Origin of the sequence: Pseudomonas cavernae (assembly GCF_003595175.1) — a bacterium.
GTDB classification, from domain to species: domain Bacteria; phylum Pseudomonadota; class Gammaproteobacteria; order Pseudomonadales; family Pseudomonadaceae; genus Aquipseudomonas; species Aquipseudomonas cavernae.
In genome coordinates this window covers 2,292,877-2,311,493 of the sequence record NZ_CP032419.1, presented here as the reverse complement: position 1 = coordinate 2,311,493, position 18,617 = coordinate 2,292,877, and the positions used below count along the sequence as shown (strand labels likewise).

Sequence of the window (18,617 nt, the reverse complement as noted above, 5' to 3'; positions counted from 1 at the left end):
CCCGCGGCAAAACCGCGGGACGAGCAAACCCGCGCCACTCAGATGTGGCGGTGAACAGGTGCGGCGTGGTGGGCGCTACGACCGGCTAAGCAGCCGACACCCAGTTAGCCTGGGTGGGTGCGCCTGGATGGCTTAGCGACAGCCGCACATTCGGGCGGCCGCATGCCGGTATGGCCTGGCTGATCTGCGTCTGGACATGGCTGGCTCCCCTTCGGCTCAAGGCCATAACATTATTCCTTTTGAATCTATTAAATACATTAGTACTTGATTGACGGAATAAGAGCCTGCATTTAAAAACAGTGCCAGGGACTGGGCAAATGCCTTTGCCTTATTTTTTCAATGCCGGGAAAGCATCATGGATCTGCGTCAACTGCGTTACTTCATCGCCCTGCTCGAACACCGCAGCTTCGTCCGCGCGGCGGACGCCATCGGCATCACCCAGCCGGCATTCAGCCGCAGTATTCAAGGGCTGGAACAGGAGTTCGGCTGCCCGCTGGTGGACCGCGGTAACAAGGATCTGCGCCCCACCCCCGAAGGCCAGCTGGTGCTCCAGCACGCGCTGCGCCTGGTGCAGGGCGCGGCCAACCTGAGCAAGGAAATCGACCAGATGACCAAACTGGACGCCGGCGACCTGCGTTTCGGCTGCGGCCCGGCGCCGGCGGTCAAACTGGTGCCCGATGCGGTCGCGCGGTTCATCAACCGCCACCCGCGGATTCGCACCGCGTTCAGCGTCGACAACTGGGAAAAGCTCGGCCGCAGCCTCAGCCGTGATGAGATCGAGTTCTGCGTCGCCGACATTCGCCATTTCGAAGCCGACCCGAACTTCCAGACCCAGGCGCTGACGCCCCGGCGCGGCCTGTTCTTCTGCCGCCCCGGCCACCCGCTGCTGGCCAAGGAAAGCCTGTCGACCAACGACATGTTCGACTACCCGCTGGCCACCCCGGCGCTTGCGCCCGGCGCGCGCAAGGTGCTGGCGAACCTCAGTGGCCGCATCGACTGCATCCCGAGCATCGAGACCGAGCACTATCAGGCCCTGGAGCAGATCGTGCGGCAGTCCGATGCCATCGGTATCGGCATCGACGACGCCTCGCGCGCGGCGATCGCGCGGGGCGAACTGGTGCAACTGCACTGGCGCAACCTGCCACCCAACCTCGACGCCCTCAGCGCCCGCTGCGGCATCATCAGCCGTAGCGGCTACCGCCTGTCGCCGGCGGCGCGGGCAATGATCGCCACGCTGGTCGAGCTGGACCAGGCCGGCGTCCCCGTGCAGGCAAAAGCCGCAGGCTAGACGGCGCGCAGCAGTTGTCGACAGGTTTCAGCGGCGTACACTGAACACAGCGGCGGCCTCGGCAGAGCCGCCCTAGGAGGTGTGTCATGCGCCGCGCCATTACCTGTGCCGCAATCGCCCTGGTGGCGCTGAGCGGCATGCCACGGCCGCTCGCCGCGGCGTCCGCGGTCGACGTCAGCTTCATGAATCCCGAATCCTTCCGCGACGCCAGTCTGAAGGGTTCCGGCTACGGCGCCGGCGCCGACGAGTTCGTCCTCAAGGAGCTGCGCAGCCGTTTCGAGCAACTCGGCGCACGCTATCTGCAACCCGGGCAGACGCTGCAAATCGAAGTGCGTGACATCGACCTGGCCGGTCGTTACGAGCCCTGGCGCGTCAATGCCAGCCATGTGCGCTTCATGCTCGATATCACCTGGCCGAGCATCGACCTGCACTATGTGCTCAAGCAGAACGACCAACAGATCGCCAGCGAAGACGCCCGGGTCAGCGACATGTTCTATCTGCAACGTCCCGGCCGGGCTAACAGCAGTGACCGCCTCTACGCCGAGAAGGCCATGCTCGGTGAGTGGTTCCGCGCCCAGTTCGATAAGCAGCATCTGAGCGCCACGCCCTGATGCGGCGTCTTTCTGTAAGGTGGGTTAGCCGCGCAGTGGCGTACCCACAGATACGCCGCAGTGAGGGGTATTGCTGCGTGCGAAATTCCGCCTCACTTGACCACCGGTTTGCCTTACTGACCAGTCATTTGCATTCAATATGACCACGCATTTGCAAAAGGCTGACCGCTTACGCGGGCCTCCCAACCGGCTCAAATCGACCCAGGCTGTGTGAAAATGCCGGTATCGCCTAAATTTGATGAATCGATGTCAGCGGGGGCTGCACATGAAGCGATTCATCGAGGGGGAAAGTCGGGCACAGGTGAGTTTGCTTCCAGAGTGCTTGGATGACTACATCACCGACGAGAACCCAATCCGTGTGGTTGAAGCGTTCGTCGAGCAGCTCGATCTGGCTGGGCTGGAGTTTTCCGGTGCAACTCCTGCCACAACGGGGCGTCCGTCCTACCATCCCGCGGTGTTGCTGAAGATCTACCTCTACGGTTACCTCAACCGCATTCAATCCAGCCGTCGCCTCGAGCGCGAATGCCAGCGCAACCTCGAACTGATGTGGCTAACTGAACGGTTGGCGCCAGACTTCAAAACCATCGCTGATTTCCGTCGCGATAACGGCAAAGCCATCCGCAGTGTTTGTCGGCAGTTCGTCGTGTTGTGCCGCAACCTTGACCTGTTTTCCCAGTCGATCGTGGCCATCGACGGCAGCAAGTTCAAGGCCGTCAACAATCGCGACCGCAACTTCACCCAGGGCAAGCTGCGCGCCCGCATGGAGCAGATCGAGAAGAGTATCGATAGGTATCTGGCGGCGATGGACACCGCCGACCGAACCCAGTCCGATGTCGCCGAAGCCAAGGCAAGCCGACTCCAGGACAAGATCGAAAAGCTCAAGCAGCAAATGCAGGCACTCAAAGAGATGGAGCAACGGCTACGCGAGGCACCGGATGGGCAGGTGTCTTTGACTGACCCCGATGCTCGCTCCATGGCCACCAGTGGTCGAGGCACCGGAATCGTCGGCTACAACGTACAGACCGCCGTGGACACCAAACACCACCTGATTGTCGCGCACGAAGTGACCAACGTTGGCCACGACCGAACGGCGCTGGCCATGATGGCCGAGCACGCGCGCAACGCCACCGGAGTCGAAGCTCTCACGGTCGTAGCCGACCGCGGCTATTTCAGTGGCGAAGAAATTCTCGCCTGCGAGCAGTCCGGCATAACCACCTATGTACCCAAGCCACTGACGTCGAACAGCAAGGCTGACGGCCGCTTCGGCAAGCAGGACTTCGTGTATGTGGCCGAGAAGAACGAATACTGCTGCCCTGCTGGGGAAAGCTTGATCTACCGCTACACGAATCTCGAGGCTGGGCTGACGACGCATGCCTACTGGAGTTCTAACTGCAAGCAGTGTTCGATCAAGTCGCAGTGCACCAACTTGTCATTCCGAAGAGTTCGACGCTGGGAGCACGAGGGCGTCATCGATGCCATGCAACAGCGACTGGATCACCAGCCCGAGATGATGGGCGTGCGTCGTCAGACCGTTGAGCACCCATTTGGAACGCTTAAATACTGGATGGGTTCGACGCATTTTCTGACAAGAACACTGGCGCGCGTGAGCACCGAGATGAGCCTTCACGTGCTTGCCTACAACCTCAAACGACTGGTGAGCATCCTCGGCATCGCTGGAGCACTGGAAGCAAATGCGGGCCTAAAGAGTGATGGCCTTTTTCCGCCCTCTATTAGCCTTCTGAGAGGGGTTTCAACCGACGTCAGGGCTTACCTCGGCCTATTACGGCACTCTGTGGTGATCGGCTGCTTTGACTGCCAAGGCGTGCCCCGCTCTGGAGGTTGGTCGAGATGCGGGCTGTTTTCACACAGCCTGGACCCATAGCTGCCGGTAGTGACAGGCAACAGCCGGCCAAAAGCGGATCAAGGCCGAGCTGCGAGCCGAGCGCTCAGCATAACGGTCACGTCCTATCGGCCCCTACAGACAGGAGCGATCGGACAGCCAACGCTCTGATCGCCTATGGGTGCAGCTGCTGATCAGTGCGGTAGCCCACCACTTTCAGGATGGAGCCGTTCTTGGTGTACGACTTCCGGCAGACCGCGGGCCTGGCGGGCGTCCCATCACGCTGGTTGCCGCCGAGCACCAACACCCGGTCACCTTGGTCAGCCAGGTAAAACGCAACGTGGCCTTTCCCGCCCTCGCCGTCCGTGACGTTATCGAACACGACAATGTCGCCTGGCTTGGGCGAAGCCGTTGGCTGGCTCCAGTTCTTGAATGACAGTGCTCTGGCACTCTTGGTTGGCGCGGCGGAGCCAGTAGGCAACGTGTGGCCCTTGGCGGCCTGCAAGAGGCAGTAATTGACGAAGGCCGCGCACCACGCCGTCGTGTCGCCGTCGGGCCTGGTTTGTGTTGCCTTGAAGAACTCGACAATCACTGGGTTCCAACGGGACGGCCAAGCTGACGCATACGCCTTCCGATCCTCGCCAAAATGACCTTGGCCAACCGCCCAGATGTAACTGGCCACTTCGAACGGTGTGCAGGCCGAGGGGGCACCATCCAGCACCAGCTTGCCCAGGGCACTTTCTTCAGCCGTAGGCGATCGAGTGCCCAGCGCTCCAGCATCGGAACCTGCCTCAACATCATCCGGCAACGGGTCGTTGTTCAGCGATGGCTGGTCTGACCCGGCGAGGTCAGCTGGGAGGGGGGCAGGCCCTGTGTCTTCCTGCAGGTCTTTCATCACCAGGCCGAGAATTTCGATGAAGCTTGGGCTGTGGGTTTCAGCGAGAGCCATGTTCTGTGTCTCCGGTGTAGTTCAGTTCTGGTGATATCCCTCTACGACTTAGGTCGGGCGTCCGGATCATCGGTATAGCAGACTCACAGCGCATTGCTGCAGATGAGCGTCCGCCATGTCAGCTATACGGCGGGCGCATGCGTGACAGCGGGCCTGGCTTACCGGACGCCCAGGTTTTGGCGCGGCTGTATAACCGAAAAGCCCCAGGGGATGGATTGTTTCGGCTGAGACAGCTCGGCAGCATAGGAGGTGCGTACGGCAATTCAGCCGGCGCCAATAAGAAGAAGATCGACCATGAGAAGTGTCTTTGAATTCCTATCCATCATCGCGGTGAGCGGGTCTCCCGTGCTCTTACTCGTTTGGCTGAGGAAACGTCGCAGAAAGAAGCAGGACAAAGCGGCAGAGTGGCCTGATCAGGAGTACCGGTAATCACCCGACCCTGAGTTCGACAGGACCAGGGTCAGGAAAGGGTGCTGAGAAGTGAGCCACTCTACGGACGGAGTAGAGTGGCGGAATGCGGATGGGCATTGACACCATGGCCGGCTGGTCTACCTTCGAGCCATAACCCTTTCGCATTGTCATGGAGGACTCTTATGGGCAACCGAGGGGCCTTTCCGATTCTTCTGGTCGTGGCGTCGCTACTTCTGGGTGGGTGTACGAGGTCGCTGATGGAAGATAGCTGGCCCGTCCCGCCAGACGACATCGTCAAGTATCCGCCCCCGCAGCTGGCGCCAGATCCAGCTAAATTCGAACAGTTGTCGCTCGCCGCGGACCATGCGGAAGGCCTGCGAGCGCTCATCAACACGCACAGCACCGACAGCGGCAAGAGAGACTGGGCGAGCCACGCTCGGGACTATTGCGGCCGTAGGTGGGGCGATGGCTGATCAGACCAGCCTGATGAATACCGGCGCGGGCATGTCGATCTTCGGACTGACCGTCCGTGAGCGCTACAAGTGCAACATCCAGAATGCCTCCTATGCCGGCGCACGAAAGGCCTTGGAGTGCATGCAGAGCCATGTGTCCACCACCAACGACGATGAGGTGCTGTGGGGCACAATTCAGCAGGGCAGTACCGAGACTCAGGAGGCAGCGAGCGGGCTGCCGGCAGCAATTGTGCAGGCGACCCTGAAGGTGAAGGAAAGCATCATCACCCGGCTGCAGACGATCCAGAGCGAGCCGGTAAAGGCGGCAGACTTCAAGGCTGTCCTGGACCAGCAGCGCCAGTCTTTCACCGACATGGGCGAGGCTGAGAATAAGCTGAAGAAGAAGGTCGAGAAGGACGGGGAAGCGGTGGCGCAAATGCATGCGGCAGGTTTCGTGGCCACCGCTGCAGATAGCGCGAACGCGAGACGGATCTCCACCGAGGAGAGCCTCGTGCCACTAGAGCGTCAGGTGAGCACAGGTAAGAAGCTCGTGGCATTGCCGGCCGCGATCAATGCCTGTGTGGCTGGGTACTGATAGGGACTATTTCGGAGGCCTAATGACTTCTTCCCCTGGTCTGGTGCGCGACATTTCTCTCGTCATCGCCATTGCGATGCCCATCAATGCCTTCGCTGGCGCGTGTGGGTTTCAACCCACGTTCAAGCAGGCGGACGAAGGCGGAAACCAGACTGTCCAAGTCTTCCAGGGTGACCCAGTCCCGGCGCTGGGGAATATCCGGCCGCTGCTGTTTATCACGTCCCTGAAGGTGAACACGGACGGCACACGGATTTCCTACCATCAGGACGACGTGACCGGCCGGCGCTGCGCCACCGACCCTGGCGCCAAGCCCTGTGCGATCAACAACATTCGCAATGCCTACAGGGACCACACCCAGCCTGTATCCGACTTTGAAGCGGTGCGTGACGCCGGCTATCCCAGCCCGCGCACCTGGGAGGTTCTCAGCCCGAGCATCATCGAGAAGGATGCGAAAACGGGTAAGCCCTGTGTTTCGCCTGATGGGTATCTGGTCTCGATGACAGCGGATGTGGCGGTGGCCGGCGGATTCAATCGCCAGGGCGACTGCGACCAGTCCAAGTGGATTGATGCCCTGACGGTGCCGGCATTCGTCGTACCCGGCCAAAGCCGGTTCCTCTCCCTCGGCGTTGCCAAGCGAAGCATCGTCATCGCGCTCTCGAAGAGCTCGACGAAGCGCGTGGTGCCCGGCATTGTCGGCGATGTCGGGCCCAGCAAAGAGCTGGGCGAGGCGAGCGTTGCCATGAATCGCAAGCTCAGCGGGTTGCCTGAAACTGATCTGCCCAAGCACCGGCGTGATGCCGTCGATCGCTTCCAGGCCGGGCCCACCGCGATGCTGATCTTCCCCGGCGCTGGCGCCGTGCTGGCGCGGCCTATCACGGGTCAGCGTGTGGAGGAGGGCGGAAACGGTGCGCTGGCCAAGTTTGGGGGCGCAGACAAGCTGTACGGCTGCATCAAGGACGAGGTCGACCCGAGCTTTTGATGGTAACGCCCCTCGCCGAACGCCGTCGCCAGCCAGTATCGGTTGCCCGCTGTTAAGCAGCGGGCCGTTGATTACGTAGTGCCAGGTCAGCACTGTTGAACTGAATCTGGTGCAGGCCCTGAATCGCCCCCACCTTCTAGATAAATCGAACGGCTGCTCCTGGCCGAAAGCGGCCCTTTACGAGTGGCTGCGATCGGCCAAGCGGACGTTGCAATCATCCCTTCATCCTCGAAAACGTAGTGCGTCCACCAGCAACGTGAATGCCGCGGTAGGTTGTCGGCGGCTCGGGTAGTACAAGTGGTAGCCGGTCACTGGCGGGCACCAGTCTTTCAACACGCTTACCAGATGACCTTCAGCAACATGACGCTGCACTTGGCCTGGGATTGGCCGGGCTTTCCAAACGAGAGAACGGCTCCCTGATCCGCTATCTGTTTAATTCGTACGCGCACATATTGACCGTCGCGGCCAGGTTCAGCGATTCGATGGTGCCGCAACCGGGAATCGTGAAAGGTTGGGCGTTGAGGGCGAGCAACTGCTCGCGGGGCACGCCGCGTGCTTCGTTGCCGAACAGATAACAATCGAAAGTCTTGAAACTGGCGGATTGCACGCGCTCGCCATTCATATCCAGACAGGCAATGCGCTCAAAGCGCGTGCGCAAGGAATCCAATTCCACATCCAGCTCCATGGGCGCATGAAAAATGGCGCCCATGCTGGAGCGCACGACTTTAGGATTATACGGATCAACGCTGCCGGGACTGAGCAGGCAGCGAAAATTACCGAACCACGCCAAGGTGCGCAGGATGGTGCCGAGATTGCCCGGGTCCTGGATTTCATGCAGGTAAATGGCGCGCTCGTTATTAGTGGGTGCAGAAACCGGCGCGGCTGTCGCTGGCATTGGCACCAGCGCAATAATGCCCTGCGGTGTTTGGGTGTCGGCGATCTGCGCCATTTGCCGGTCGCTGATCACATGGGTCTTGAACGGGCTTTGCCAGTGTTCGTAGGCGCCGGTGACATACAGCTGACTGCGCTGTAGCAGCGGGTTCTGCAAGGCGGCTTTCTGCAGTTCCAGCAACAGATGCTCGCCCTCCACCAGAAAATGACCGAACTCCGCCCGGTACTTTTTCTGGTGAAGTTTTTTAATGTCATCGAGTTTCATCAATACGGCGCTCAGTTGCTCTGCACTTCAGTCTGCGACAACAGCGACGTGGCCACCGCTTCGGCGACTTTAATGCCATCCACGCCCGCCGACAAAATGCCACCCGCATAACCGGCGCCTTCACCGGCCGGATACAGGCCGCGCAGGTTGAGGCTTTGCAATGTCTCGTGGTCGCGGGTGATACGCACCGGCGAGGAGGTGCGGGTTTCGATACCGGTGAGCACCGCGTCATCGCGATCAAAACCGCGCATCTGCTTGCCAAATGCCGGCAGCGCCTCGCGGATGGCCTCGATCGCATAATCCGGTAGCGAGGGCGCCAGGTCGCCCAGGCGCACGCCGGGTTTGTAGGAGGGTTCCACCTCGCCAAATTCGCTCGACGGCACTCCGCGAATAAAGTCGCCCACCAATTGCGCGGGCGCACAGTAATCGCTGCCGCCCAGTTCATAGGCGCGGGACTCCAGACGCTCCTGGAACTCCACGCCGGCCAGCGGGCCGCCCGGGAAGTCTTGCTCCGGGTTGATGCCCACGACGATGCCGGCATTCGCATTGCGTTCGTTGCGCGAGTACTGGCTCATGCCGTTGGTAACGACACGCCCCGGCTCGGACGTGGCGGCCACCACGGTGCCGCCGGGGCACATGCAGAAGCTGTAGACGGCGCGGCCATTCTTGGCGTGATGCACCAGCTTGTAGTCGGCGGCGCCGAGCTCCGGATGGCCGGCGTATTTGCCCAGGCGGGCCTGGTCGATCAGGCCTTGCGGGTGTTCGATGCGGAAGCCCACGGCAAAGGGTTTGGCCTCGATGAACACACCCTGCCGGTGCAGCATACGGAAGGTATCGCGGGAGCTGTGGCCCAGCGCCAGCACCACATGGCGACTGCGGATGGTTTCGCCGCTGGCCAGCGCCACCCCCTCAAGCTGGCCATCGTCGATCAGCAGATCGGTCACCTTGCTTTCAAAGCGCACCTGGCCGCCGAGGGCGATGATCTCCTCGCGCATGGCGGCTACCACGCCGGTGAGACGGAAGGTGCCGATATGCGGCTTGCTCACGTACATGATCTCGTCCGGCGCGCCGGCGCGGACAAACTCCAGCATCACCTTGCGGGCGTAGAACTTGGGGTCTTTGATCTGGCTGTAGAGTTTGCCGTCCGAGAACAGGCCGGCACCACCCTCGCCGAATTGTACGTTGGATTCCGGGGTCAGGATCTTTTTGCGCCACAGTGCCCAGGTATCCTTGGTGCGGCTGCGCACATCCTTGCCGCGCTCCAGCACAATGGGTTTAAACCCCATCTGCGCGAGCAACAGCGCCGCGAATAATCCACAGGGGCCAAAACCCACGACCAGCGGCCGCTCGCTCAAATTGGCTGGCGCTTGTCCTACTGGATAGTAGTGGGTGTCCGGGGCTGGACGTACATTGTGGTCATCGGCAAAGCGCGCCAGAATTGCCGCCTCGTCGCGGGCCTCCAGATCGATGATATAGATGAACAGAATGACGCTGTTTTTCTTGCGGGCATCGTAGCTGCGCTTGAACACGGTGAAGTTCAGCAGATCGGCGTCGCTGATACTCAGGCGTTTGACGATGGCCTTGCGCAACTCATCGGCGGAGTGATCGAGGGGCAGAGACAGTTCGTTGATGCGAATCATGGCGGTAATCCTGGCCGGTGACTCCGGCAAAGGAAGCAGAAGAGGGGGTAAGGCGCGAATTGTACCCGCCGCCGTTCACCCCTGTCAGGCGTGGCCGGATGGGCGCCGTGTGGGGCGGTGCCGTGTGCTCCTGCCCGGCGGACTAAACCTGCGCAGCATTATCGGCTTATAATTGCCGCCATTTTGCGTCCAACAGCGTCCTTCTGTTCGCTCCGTTGACCCGCACCTCACCCTGATTTTCCGTGGCTCTCTCATGAAACGATCCAAAAGCAGCAGCCGCTGGCTGAATGAACACGTCAACGATCCCTACGTCAAACGGGCGCAGAAGGATGGCCTGCGCTCCCGCTCCAGCTACAAGCTGATCGAGCTGAACGAGAAGGACCGGCTGATCCGCCCCGGCATGCTGGTCATGGACCTGGGCTCGGCGCCGGGCGGCTGGTCGCAGGTGGCCGGAAAGCTCGTGGGCGAGAAGGGACGGGTTATAGCCACCGACATTCTGCCGATGGACCCGCTGGATAACGTCGACTTCATTCAGGGCGACTTCACCGATGACGCGGTGTTCCAGCAGCTTCTCGACAAGCTGGGCGGCAACCAGGCCGATCTGATCGTCTCCGACATCGCCCCCAACATCAGCGGCGTCGCTGCCGCCGATCAAGCCGCCTCGATGTACCTGGTCGAACTCACCCTCGATATGGTCCGCAAAGTGCTCAAGCCCAATGGCAACTATGTGGTCAAAGTCTTTCAGGGCGAAGGCTCTGACGAATTCCTGAAGGACGTTCGCACCTCCTTCGAGAAGGTGGTGATCCGCAAACCAGAGGCCTCGCGGCCGCGGTCGAGGGAGGTTTATCTGGTGGGGAAGGGGTTTAAGGGATAAGGCGCCCGCAGCGCTGAAGGGCGATCGAGCTCACTTCGATGGTGACGCAGGCTCGACCGGGGCGATTTCAGTGAAGAACGTTGGAAGCGGTATCGGCCGGACGTGAAATCGCGTGCACGATTTCGCCGGCGCAATCCCTGCGCCTCGTTAGCGAAATCGGCCTGGCTGACGATGCCGCAGCAACACCCGCTTGCGTCCGTCACCAGTACGCGCCGGATTTGATTGTCTTCCATCAGTTCGCGGCACTTATCGGCGCTCGCATCCTGCGCAATGGTCACGTGTGGTAAGCATCCGCTACGTGCCGAGGACATCGAGAGCATCGATATCGAACTGTCCCATGCGGTCTACCACCATGGTTGGTGGGAGCTGGAGCGTCCCATTACTCCAATCGCAGCGCAGATGAACATCGCCTACGCCATCGCTGTTGCAATCATCGATGGCGAAGCGATGGTGCGTCAGTTCGCGCCTCAGCGCATTGATTCGGACGATGTCTGGGACTTAATTCCTCGCATTCGTGCCCATCATCAACCGGAGTTCGACAAAGCTGGTTCCAAGGGGCGCGGCATGACTCGGTTGCGTGTGCGCCTATCCGTGCTGTCTATAACGAGCTGCGTGGTTTGGGGCAGATTGACTATGTCTGCTTCTGGCCCAGGCTGTGTAAAAACGCATCCCCCGTTTTGAAGTCTGCGTTGCTACGTAAAATCTGCCGGTGTTTGGTTAATCAGCAGACCTGAAATTTACCCAGGAGCGCGATTTTTGTTCCGATTCAGACCACCAAACCTGCTCGAAAACGTTTTTACACAGCCTCGGCCGATCTCTGTCTCTCGCGAACGTCCGTTGTGGGTCGTTCGTGCCACCTACTCTTCAAAGCGACCCGTGGCGTCACGATCGCGCTCGTATCGTCTCGTGAGCGGAAACGGCGGCAACCAGGACTCGCGACGGACGATCCAGCTTTCGTAGGTTGGCATCAGTTGGTCAGGGGCATCCAGGGATCCTAGGTTCACTTCGATTTCGTCTGCGGTGCGTGCGAAAATGGACGAGCCGCAGCGGGGACAGAAAAACCGCCCGGCGTAGTCGCGTGTTTCGCCATCGATCGTCACCGCATCCTGAGGGAACACCGCGGAAGCGTGAAAAAGGGCCCCATGATGCTTACGGCAGTCGAGACAGTGACAAAGGCCGACCCGGTAGGGGAGTCCCGAGGCCACAATTCGGACGTTGCCGCAAAGGCAACCGCCCGTGAATCGGTCCATGCTGCGTCTCCTCTAAAATCAAGCGGTCGGAATGTTTACAGCGAACCCCGTCGGGCGTCCATGAAAGATGCGCCAGCCCTTTCGGCTGTAGGCTTTACAGCGTCGAGAAAACAAACCTTCGACTGCTCGTGCCGAATTCTGGTGGGCAGCAGGTCGATATCTATAAAGCCGGGCGGCCACGATGCTCTACCCACTGGGCCACGACGGAGCCATTGCGCGACGCTGCGACGCTTGAGCATTTCGTTGATGGCTACCGCAAGGCCGGTCTTTCCGAGTGAGGCGTCGGCGTGACCTCGCAAACGGCCATTATCGGTGGTTGTGAAAATAGCAGCTAAACGACTGCAAAGGGTCCAGGCTGTGTGAAAACAGCCCGCATCTCGACCAACCTCCAGAGCGGGGCACGCCTTGGCAGTCAAAGCAGCCGATCACCACAGATCGCCGTAATAGGCGGAGGTAAGCCCTGACGTCGGTTGAAACCCCTCTCAGAAGGCTAATAGAGGGCGGAAAAAGGCCATCACTCTTTAGGCCCGCATTTGCTTCCAGTGCTCCAGCGATGCCGAGGATGCTCACCAGTCGTTTGAGGTTGTAGGCAAGCACGTGAAGGCTCATCTCGGTGCTCACGCGCGCCAGTGTTCTTGTCAGAAAATGCGTCGAACCCATCCAGTATTTAAGCGTTCCAAATGGGTGCTCAACGGTCTGACGACGCACGCCCATCATCTCGGGCTGGTGATCCAGTCGCTGTTGCATGGCATCGATGACGCCCTCGTGCTCCCAGCGTCGAACTCTTCGGAATGACAAGTTGGTGCACTGCGACTTGATCGAACACTGCTTGCAGTTAGAACTCCAGTAGGCATGCGTCGTCAGCCCAGCCTCGAGATTCGTGTAGCGGTAGATCAAGCTTTCCCCAGCAGGGCAGCAGTATTCGTTCTTCTCGGCCACATACACGAAGTCCTGCTTGCCGAAGCGGCCGTCAGCCTTGCTGTTCGACGTCAGTGGCTTGGGTACATAGGTGGTTATGCCGGACTGCTCGCAGGCGAGAATTTCTTCGCCACTGAAATAGCCGCGGTCGGCTACGACCGTGAGAGCTTCGACTCCGGTGGCGTTGCGCGCGTGCTCGGCCATCATGGCCAGCGCCGTTCGGTCGTGGCCAACGTTGGTCACTTCGTGCGCGACAATCAGGTGGTGTTTGGTGTCCACGGCGGTCTGTACGTTGTAGCCGACGATTCCGGTGCCTCGACCACTGGTGGCCATGGAGCGAGCATCGGGGTCAGTCAAAGACACCTGCCCATCCGGTGCCTCGCGTAGCCGTTGCTCCATCTCTTTGAGTGCCTGCATTTGCTGCTTGAGCTTTTCGATCTTGTCCTGGAGTCGGCTTGCCTTGGCTTCGGCGACATCGGACTGGGTTCGGTCGGCGGTGTCCATCGCCGCCAGATACCTATCGATACTCTTCTCGATCTGCTCCATGCGGGCGCGCAGCTTGCCCTGGGTGAAGTTGCGGTCGCGATTGTTGACGGCCTTGAACTTGCTGCCGTCGATGGCCACGATCGACTGGGAAAACAGGTCAAGGTTGCGGCACAACACGACGAACTGCCGACAAACACTGCGGATGGCTTTGCCGTTATCGCGACGGAAATCAGCGATGGTTTTGAAGTCTGGCGCCAACCGTTCAGTTAGCCACATCAGTTCGAGGTTGCGCTGGCATTCGCGCTCGAGGCGACGGCTGGATTGAATGCGGTTGAGGTAACCGTAGAGGTAGATCTTCAGCAACACCGCGGGATGGTAGGACGGACGCCCCGTTGTGGCAGGAGTTGCACCGGAAAACTCCAGCCCAGCCAGATCGAGCTGCTCGACGAACGCTTCAACCACACGGATTGGGTTCTCGTCGGTGATGTAGTCATCCAAGCACTCTGGAAGCAAACTCACCTGTGCCCGACTTTCCCCCTCGATGAATCGCTTCATGTGCAGCCCCCGCTGACATCGATTCATCAAATTTAGGCGATACCGGCATTTTCACACAGCCTGGGTCGGTTGCTGCCCTTCGGTGCCTGGCTGACGCACTCCCCCTGAGTGGCACCTGCTGACACTGATCAACTGCAAACAGCTGGTCAGCGTGAATGCAAATGACTGGTCAACTGGTGTGCAAACGGGTGGTCAAGTTAGTGCAATTACGTACTCCCAGGCAGAGCTGCTGTGACAGCCTTGGAATGGGCTGAATAGGCCCCTTGCAGTTCTGAAACAGCGCGTAACGTCGGACGTCCTTATCACCGAAAGGACTCCACATGAGCATCATGCGATTCCAGCAGTCCCGGCTGTTGCGCGGGACTGCGGCGATCACCCTCCTCGTCACACTCGCCGGCTGTATTCCCGGCAAAACCTCAAGAGCGGCGCCAGCAGCGGAGCTTCTACCCTCACCCAGGGCGCCGGCGGCGTGCTCGCCTCGCTAGGCGCCGCCACCGGCAGTCTGAACAGCATTACCGAGGCCGCCGGCATTTCCGTCCCCGACGCGCGCCCTGGCGGCGACCACCGGCAATGGCCCCCCGAGGATCAAGCGAACGCTGAGCGAGCGTATGCAGCGTTCCAGGGCAAGGAACTCGACGGCCTCGAGACCTATGACCCGCTGAAACCCGGCGAGGCTGCTCGCTATGAGGCTCGGATCAAAGCGCTGACTGCCAAGTACGCAGGCCGGACGACCCTGACGCCCGATGAAATGCTCGAGGTCAGCAAGACCGTCGTACCCGTCCTTCGCTACCTGACTCGCAGCGAGCAGTACCGCGAGGCGAAGAAGAAGCAGACCAAGGTCACGCGCAGCGTCAATGGGCCCGTGCACCCGTTCCCCATCCGCAAACAGCGAGAGAGCCGCCATGGGCGCCCAGTGGAAAGCCAAACCCAAAGAAGCCGCCGCCGGCTTCGATGGCGGCCAGTTCGGCGTCGGCATCGGCGCTGGCCGGTCTAGGCAGCGGCCCAAACTACAGCCAGCGACCTGCCGGATTCCCAACCGGCCGGCCTATCGGCCACGGACCACGCGGCGGTTTTCCTGAGGCTTCGGGGTCGAACCACTATGCTTTTCAGGGAGTCCCCGATTACGGCCAGCCTGCAATGCCGGCCGTCGCTGTTGCGGTCTGCTGCTGAATCCACCTGGCAACCAAGGAGATATGGCCATGACCTTCAGACTAAGCTCTGCGGCATTCGCGCCCAACGAATCGATCCCCGCGATACACAGTTGCGATGGTCGGGATCTTTCTCCCCCCCTGAGCTGGACGGAGCCGCCGGCCGGCACCAGGAGCCTGGCACTGATTGTCGACGACCCGGACGCACCCGCCCCCGCCGCGCCGAAGATGACCTGGGTCCATTGGCTGCTGTACAACCTGCCGCCCACTGCAGGCATCCTGCCCGAGGGGGTGACGGACAAGAACCTGCCGCCGGGTACCCTGCAGGGACTCAATGACTGGCAACGAACCGGTTACGGCGGGCCCTGTCCGCCGATTGGCAATCACCATTATTTCCACAAACTCTATGCCCTGGATACGGTGCTTGCCGACCTGCGACACCCGACCAAGAAGATGCTGGAGCAGACGATGTCGGGGCACATCCTGGCCCAGACGGAGCTGATAGGCCGCTATCAGCGGCATCGCTAGGAGCCTATTCAGCGTGGCGGGCGAGTCTGGAGCCGAATAGCTGCCGAGCAAGGGGCGGTCTTGCCGGTCACTCCTCATCCAGCCCCGGATGGATCAGGCAGTACGGCCGCAGACCCTCGGCCCGTACATGGCGGAGCACGGCCTGGGGCGCGGTGAAGAGCTGCTCGGACTGTACGGCGAAGCCCATCGCCGTCAGTTGGCGGTGGATCGCCACGGCGGGCAGGGCGAGAGCGGCGGCGACTACCTGGCGGGCATTGCCCTGGCCCTGGGCGCGGCGCTGCTCTATGCAGTGGCGGCGCTCATCATCAAATGGCTGGGTGGCATGCCGCCGCACCTGATCGCGCTGATCCAGGTCTGCACCGGCGATACGCCGCGAGATACCCGACCCAGACGCAGGGAATCGGTGCCAACTGCGCCGCATACCGAGCCTGGCGGCCATCTCATGCAGTTCGTCATCCGTTGTTGCGATCATGTGGCACTTCTTCATGCCTCTGTACGGCCACTGCATATCATCGACATAGACCGGCATCGGTTGCCCCTACGCCATCGCGCCAGTCGCCTGGCGCTGCCGCCGGCTCCAGGCACGCTTGAGGAACTCGGCCATCCAATGCTCGGCGTTCGGTTGCTCCAGCACTGTGGGCTCTACCTTCTCGGCGTAATAGAACGGGCCGGTCCTTGCCGACACTGGGAAATTGCATTCACTTGCACGCCTGATTGCATTCGACCTGAACACTCAATTGCATTGGACCTGCACACAGCCGCCCTGCCGGTGAAGGATGGACAGCACACACTCCCATTCGAGAAGCAACCTCCAGGAGGCCACCATGCACAGACGAGACTTCCCAGGGCACGCCGCCTGGAGCGAAGCGCGCTTGAACGGTCGGAGGACCTGGCCACGCACTTCATGATGTACCAGGTCATCAACGAAGGGACTCCAATGAGCCCGGCGTTCACCACGCCGGAGGCTTTGGCCACCTGGCTGGCGGAGACCAACGCGCCGGCGTTCGGCCGGACGCCGGCAACATACGAGGCCTGGCTCGAGGTCATCTACAGCGAGGAGTAGCACCCAGCGCCGCTGGGCTTGCATTTCCGGATTCCGAGAGATGATGGGTTCATCAAGTCATTACCCCGGAGACCCCATGAGCCTCAACTCCAGCACCTTCTACGCCGACGGATACCGCAGTGGCTTCTCCCGCGAATCCGCGCCAGGCTCCCCCGCCAGTGTTCACGATCAGGAGTTCGCCGATGGTTTCGCCCAAGGGGCTGCCGATCGCGAGCTGGCAGACGGCCTCAAGGCATCGATCGTCAATCTGCTCGACGGTGAGCCGATCACCTCGTTCGCTAACTTCGAGGCGTTCACCGACTGGCTGGATGCGGAACAAAGAAGGGCCGCTCATCGAGCGGCCCTTCTTTGTTCGAGCCGTCCGAGAAAATTCGACCAGCACAGGGTTGTCTTCCCGCACGTCGCCTGCAGCCCGCCGAGCTGAGCTAACGTTATACAGACCAGCCTATCCCCCTGGGGGGCCACTATGGAGCCGAAACCCGGCGGGCAGCGTTTCTGTCTCTATACGCCAGAGCAGCTCGACAACATCATGGAGGCGATGGCCAGGCAGACAGTCGCCCTACTCTCCCCTCAGCGGCAAACGGTACTGATCGGCATCCTAAGGCGCGGCGAGCCACTGGCGCGCATGCTGCAACAGCGCCTGGTGCAACAAGTTCGGGTTGCCCGAGTTGCCGCTCTACCCGCTCAAATTGAAGCGCTACGCCGATGATCTGACGCTGTTGTATGCCCAAACCGCGCTGACCGAAAACCCGGTATTGGCGACACTGGATCTGCCCCGAACCCGCCTGCTGCTGGTCGACGACGTCCTGTATGAGGGCCATTCTCTGTTGCGCGCGAGCAGCTACTTGGCGCAACTGGGCGCCAACGAGATCCGCACTGCGGTCTTAGTCGATCGTTGCGTGTGCAAACAGCCGATACAGGCCGACATCACCGGGCTGCGCCTGCAGGTGGCACCTAGCGATATCATCGAATGCAACGTGCCCCCCTACGAGACGGAGCTTCGTATCGATGTGCTGCGGCTCGCCCCTCATTCGGGCTGAGGTTGCAGGTGGTTCAGCAACCAACTGCCGGCCAGTTCGGCCACCACCTCGAGCTTGCCCGGTTCTTCGAACAGATGGCTCGCGCCCGGCACTACCTCCAAGCGCTGCGGGCCTTGCAGTTGCCGGGCGGACTCGCGGTTCAGCGCCAGCACGGTGTCATCCCACTCGCCAACGATCAGCAGGGTGGGTGCCTTGACCTGTTGCAGTGCCGGCCCGGCCAGATCGGTGCGGCCACCGCGTGAAACCACCGCCACGACAGCGCTCGGCCGCTCCGCAGCCGCCTTCAGGGCCGCGGCGGCGCCGGTACTGGCGCCGAACAGTCCGATTGGCAACTGGCGTAACTCCTCGTCGTGGCGCAGGTGGTCGATCGCGGCTAGCAGCCGCCGCGTCAACAGCGCGATATCGAACCGAAACTCACGGCTGAGCATATCGATGCGATGCTCGTCCTCGGTCAACAAATCGAGGAGCAGCGTGGCAAGCCCAAGGTGATTGAGGTAATCCGCCACCATTCGATTGCGCGGACTGAACCTGCTGCTCCCGCTGCCATGGGCGAATAGCACGATTCCGCTGGCGTCGGCAGGCAGAGCCAGATCGGCGTCCAACTCGGCATCCGCCAGGGGCAAGCTCAGACTCCGGTGTTGCAGCCACTGTTCTTGGTTCATGTCGATAGGCTCCAATTAAGCGGGCTCCTCGCAAGTCATCCTGACTTGTTCGGAACGCAGCGAGTCCACTACAGACCCTGACTCGGCTCACGACTAGCCAAGACTCAGGTCTTTGCTTTGCAGACAGAACAGTCCTCCACGATCACGCACTACGGCCTGTCACCCGGCATTC

At 61.0% G+C, this 18,617-nt stretch carries 15 protein-coding genes and 5 pseudogenes; 12 read left to right on the top strand and 8 right to left on the bottom strand.

Going from position 1 to position 18,617, the window contains the following annotated elements; genetic code table 11:
- The first annotated feature begins 355 nt into the window (after positions 1-355).
- From D3880_RS10635 to D3880_RS10625, 3 genes and pseudogenes are all read left to right on the top strand, one after another.
- Positions 356-1,288, top strand: a complete 933-nt coding sequence (locus D3880_RS10635; protein WP_119893425.1) for a LysR family transcriptional regulator — start codon at positions 356-358, stop codon at positions 1,286-1,288.
- A gap of 86 nt (positions 1,289-1,374) precedes the next feature.
- Positions 1,375-1,899 carry a DUF3016 domain-containing protein gene (locus tag D3880_RS10630; RefSeq protein ID WP_119893424.1) on the top strand — a complete coding sequence of 175 codons (525 nt, stop codon included), beginning with the start codon at positions 1,375-1,377 and terminating at the stop codon, positions 1,897-1,899.
- A 265-nt stretch (positions 1,900-2,164) separates the two neighbouring features.
- Positions 2,165-3,589 (top strand): annotated as a pseudogene (locus D3880_RS10625) (IS1182 family transposase); the annotation flags it as partial.
- A gap of 325 nt (positions 3,590-3,914) precedes the next feature.
- Here D3880_RS10625 and D3880_RS10620 read toward each other — a convergent pair.
- Entirely contained in the window at positions 3,915-4,688 is a 774-nt protein-coding gene (locus D3880_RS10620; protein ID WP_119893423.1) for a CHAP domain-containing protein, read from the bottom strand.
- An 876-nt stretch (positions 4,689-5,564) separates the two neighbouring features.
- Here D3880_RS10620 and D3880_RS10610 point away from each other — a divergent pair.
- On the top strand, positions 5,565-6,146 hold the full coding sequence (locus D3880_RS10610; protein WP_119893421.1) for a hypothetical protein: 582 nt from the start codon (positions 5,565-5,567) through the stop codon (positions 6,144-6,146).
- A gap of 22 nt (positions 6,147-6,168) precedes the next feature.
- On the top strand, positions 6,169-7,125 hold the full coding sequence (locus D3880_RS10605; RefSeq protein ID WP_162934982.1) for a glycoside hydrolase family 75 protein: 957 nt from the start codon (positions 6,169-6,171) through the stop codon (positions 7,123-7,125).
- 222 nt (positions 7,126-7,347) lie between these two features.
- Here the strand turns inward: D3880_RS10605 and D3880_RS23075 are convergent.
- From D3880_RS23075 to D3880_RS10590, 3 genes and pseudogenes are all read right to left on the bottom strand, one after another.
- Positions 7,348-7,497, bottom strand: a pseudogene (locus D3880_RS23075) (LysR family transcriptional regulator); the annotation flags it as partial.
- Between the two features lie 52 nt (positions 7,498-7,549).
- The gene (locus D3880_RS10595) at positions 7,550-8,281 is read right to left on the bottom strand and encodes a TrmH family RNA methyltransferase (RefSeq protein WP_119893419.1); all 732 of its coding nucleotides are present in this window, start codon (positions 8,279-8,281) and stop codon (positions 7,550-7,552) included.
- 11 nt (positions 8,282-8,292) lie between these two features.
- Positions 8,293-9,921 carry an NAD(P)/FAD-dependent oxidoreductase gene (locus D3880_RS10590; RefSeq protein ID WP_119893418.1) on the bottom strand — a complete coding sequence of 543 codons (1,629 nt, stop codon included), beginning with the start codon at positions 9,919-9,921 and terminating at the stop codon, positions 8,293-8,295.
- Positions 9,922-10,174: 253 nt separating this feature from the next.
- Between D3880_RS10590 and rlmE the strand changes: the two genes are divergently transcribed.
- Positions 10,175-10,795, top strand: coding sequence for a 23S rRNA (uridine(2552)-2'-O)-methyltransferase RlmE (gene rlmE, locus D3880_RS10585; RefSeq protein ID WP_119893417.1), 621 nt, complete (start codon positions 10,175-10,177; stop codon positions 10,793-10,795).
- Here the strand turns inward: rlmE and D3880_RS23380 are convergent.
- Positions 10,765-11,028: a CBS domain-containing protein gene (locus D3880_RS23380; RefSeq protein WP_238474430.1), complete on the bottom strand. Its 264-nt coding sequence runs from the start codon at positions 11,026-11,028 to the stop codon at positions 10,765-10,767. The genes rlmE and D3880_RS23380 overlap by 31 nt on opposite strands.
- On the opposite strand from D3880_RS23380, the gene D3880_RS10575 reads away from it, so the two are divergent.
- Positions 11,018-11,476, top strand: a complete 459-nt coding sequence (locus D3880_RS10575; protein WP_238474429.1) for an MmgE/PrpD family protein — start codon at positions 11,018-11,020, stop codon at positions 11,474-11,476. The two genes, D3880_RS23380 and D3880_RS10575, sit on opposite strands and share 11 nt — an antisense overlap.
- A 176-nt stretch (positions 11,477-11,652) precedes the next feature.
- Here the strand turns inward: D3880_RS10575 and D3880_RS10570 are convergent, their stop codons facing one another.
- On the bottom strand, positions 11,653-12,045 hold the full coding sequence (locus tag D3880_RS10570; RefSeq protein ID WP_119893415.1) for a GFA family protein: 393 nt from the start codon (positions 12,043-12,045) through the stop codon (positions 11,653-11,655).
- Positions 12,046-12,579: 534 nt separating this feature from the next.
- A pseudogene (locus tag D3880_RS10565) lies at positions 12,580-14,004 on the bottom strand (IS1182 family transposase); the annotation flags it as partial.
- 469 nt (positions 14,005-14,473) lie between these two features.
- On the opposite strand from D3880_RS10565, the gene D3880_RS22720 reads away from it, so the two are divergent.
- The 5 genes and pseudogenes from D3880_RS22720 (at position 14,474) to D3880_RS10535 (ending at position 17,783) form a co-directional block, all read left to right on the top strand.
- Complete coding sequence (locus D3880_RS22720) at positions 14,474-14,998, top strand: hypothetical protein (RefSeq protein WP_162934981.1); 525 nt, start codon at positions 14,474-14,476, stop codon at positions 14,996-14,998.
- A gap of 205 nt (positions 14,999-15,203) precedes the next feature.
- A complete protein-coding gene (locus D3880_RS10555) occupies positions 15,204-15,680 on the top strand; it encodes a YbhB/YbcL family Raf kinase inhibitor-like protein (RefSeq protein ID WP_119893413.1) in 477 nt (158 codons plus the stop codon).
- A 202-nt stretch (positions 15,681-15,882) separates the two neighbouring features.
- Positions 15,883-16,044, top strand: a pseudogene (locus tag D3880_RS10550) (EamA family transporter); the annotation flags it as partial.
- Between the two features lie 775 nt (positions 16,045-16,819).
- A complete protein-coding gene (locus D3880_RS10540; protein WP_119893412.1) occupies positions 16,820-17,167 on the top strand; it encodes a hypothetical protein in 348 nt (115 codons plus the stop codon).
- Between the two features lie 42 nt (positions 17,168-17,209).
- A pseudogene (locus tag D3880_RS10535) lies at positions 17,210-17,783 on the top strand (phosphoribosyltransferase family protein).
- Here D3880_RS10535 and D3880_RS10530 read toward each other — a convergent pair.
- Positions 17,771-18,445, bottom strand: coding sequence for a dienelactone hydrolase family protein (locus D3880_RS10530; protein WP_119893411.1), 675 nt, complete (start codon positions 18,443-18,445; stop codon positions 17,771-17,773). The pseudogene D3880_RS10535 and the gene D3880_RS10530 overlap by 13 nt on opposite strands.
- Positions 18,446-18,617: the final 172 nt, after the last annotated feature.